The organism is Actinomadura roseirufa (genome assembly GCF_900659635.1).
In the GTDB taxonomy this organism is placed as follows: domain Bacteria; phylum Actinomycetota; class Actinomycetes; order Streptosporangiales; family Streptosporangiaceae; genus Spirillospora; species Spirillospora roseirufa.
Map to the genome: position 1 here is coordinate 1 of NZ_CAACVB010000529.1, position 2,098 is coordinate 2,098.

The following is a 2,098-nucleotide window of genomic DNA, read 5'->3' on the forward strand; positions in this document are numbered from 1 at the left end:
CTCGCCGCGGCGTGGGGGCGGACCGGTCCGGCCGCCGCGGGCTTCACCGGGGGCGGCTCATGAGGGTCCGGATGACGATCATGGCCGGGCTGGCGACGCTGGCCGGGGCGGTGGGGCTGTACCCGCTGTTCGACACCGGCCGGTGGTTCTGGACGGCGCTCGGCTCGGTCCTGGCGGTCGCCGGGGGCGGCCTGCTGTCGCGGCGGCTGCGGCTGCCCGCGCTCGCCGACCCGCTCGCCGGGCTGGCCGCGCTGCTGGTGTACCTGACCGCGTTGTACGCCCGCGAGGCGGCGTGGCTGTGGGTCGTCCCGTCGCCCGCCGGGGTGGAGCGCCTCGGCGACCTCGCCGCGGACGGCTGGGACTCGGCGAACCGGTACGCGGCGCCGGTCCCGCTCGTCCCCGGGATCGCGATGCTGACGGCGGCCGGGGTGGGCCTGGTCGCCGTGCTGGTCGACCTGCTCGCGGTGCGGCTGCGCCGGGCCGCGCCGGCGGGCCTGCCGCTGCTCGCCATGTACAGCGTGCCCGCCGCGGTCCGCGACGACGGCGTCGGCTGGCTGGCGTTCGGCGTCGGGGCGCTGGGCTTCCTGGCGCTGCTGATGACCGACGCCCGGGAACAGGTCGGCGGCTGGGGCCGGACGGTGGTTACGCCCCGCCGGAGCGAGGACGTCCCGATGGCCGGCGCGCAGCCGCCGCCGGAGGCCGAACGGGCCCGGCCGGACGCGAGCGCCCTGGCGGCCAGCGGCCGCCGGATCGGGGTGGGGGCCGTCGCCGTGGCGGTGCTGCTGCCGATGGCGGTGCCGGGCGTCCACCCGCGCGGCATGCTCGGCATGGGCGGCGGCCGCGGCCGCGGCAACCAGACCGTGACCACGCCGGACCCGCTCGTCAGCCTGAAGCGGGAGCTGACCCGCGCGGACGACTCGGTGGTCCTGTCCTACCAGACCGACGACCCGGCGGGACCCGACTACCTGCGGCTGTACGCCCTCGACCGGTTCGACGGCGACCGGTGGACCTACAGCGCCCTGCAGAGCAGCGCGAAGGACCGGCTGTCGGGCCGGACGCTGCCCACGCCGCCGGGCCTGCGCGCCGTCCCCTCGCACGAGGTCACCACGCGGGTGCGGGTCAGGTCCGCGGTGAAGAACATGACGTTCCTCCCGGTGCCGTACGCCCCGACGAACGTCTCGATCAAGGGGGACTGGCGGGTGCACCGCCAGTCGCTGATGATCTACTCGCTGCGCGACTCCGCCGGAGGGCGGGCCTACACCGTCCGGAGCCTGCGCGTGCAGCCGTCCCAGTCCAACCTCGCCGCGGCGGGCGACTACCCGTACCCGGCCGAGATCGCCTCGCGGTACACCGAGGTCCCGAAGGAGGTCCCGCAGGAGGTCAGGGCGCTGGCACAGAAGGTCACCGCAGGGTCCACGACGGCGCACGCGCAGGCCGTCCGGCTCCAGCGGTGGTTCACCGAGACGGGCCGCTACACCTACGACCTGTCGGCGCCCGCGCCGCAGCACGGCAACGACCTCGTGAGCTTCCTCATCCGCGACAAGCGCGGATACTGCGAGCAGTTCGCCGCCGCGATGGCGCTGCTGGCGCGGATCCTCGGCATCCCCTCCCGCGTCGCGATGGGCTACACGCCGGGCATCCAGACGGGACCGGGCGAGTGGACGGTCCGGTCCCGCGACGCGCACGCCTGGCCCGAGCTGTACTTCGAGGGGTCCGGCTGGGTGCGGTTCGAGCCGACCCCGGCGGGCGCGGGCGGCCAGGGCACCGCGACGGCCCCCGTCTACAGCCAGCCCGCGCTTCCCGGCGGCGGGCGGGGCCGGGACTCCTCCTCGACGTCGCCGTCCTCCTCGTCGGCCGCCGACACCCCGGACGACTCGCCGGGCTCCGGCCCCCGCCACCGCGTGGACGACCAGGGCCCGGAGAGCGCGCCGCTGCCGCCGCACGAGGAGCACGACGGCCGGGACCTGACCCCCTGGGCGGCCGGCACGCTGCTGGTCGCGCTGCTGCTGGCGGCGCCGATGGCGCTGCGGATCCTCACCCGGCGGCGCCGCTGGTCGGCGCTGCCCCGGCGGGCGGCGGCGGACCCCGCGGCGGGGAC

General features: G+C 77.1%; 1 protein-coding gene. It reads left to right on the top strand.

Going from position 1 to position 2,098, the window contains the following annotated elements:
- Positions 1-71: 71 nt before the first annotated feature.
- A partial coding sequence (locus E1291_RS41130; RefSeq protein WP_131743432.1) for a transglutaminase TgpA family protein occupies positions 72-2,098 on the top strand: 2,027 nt, incomplete at its 3' end.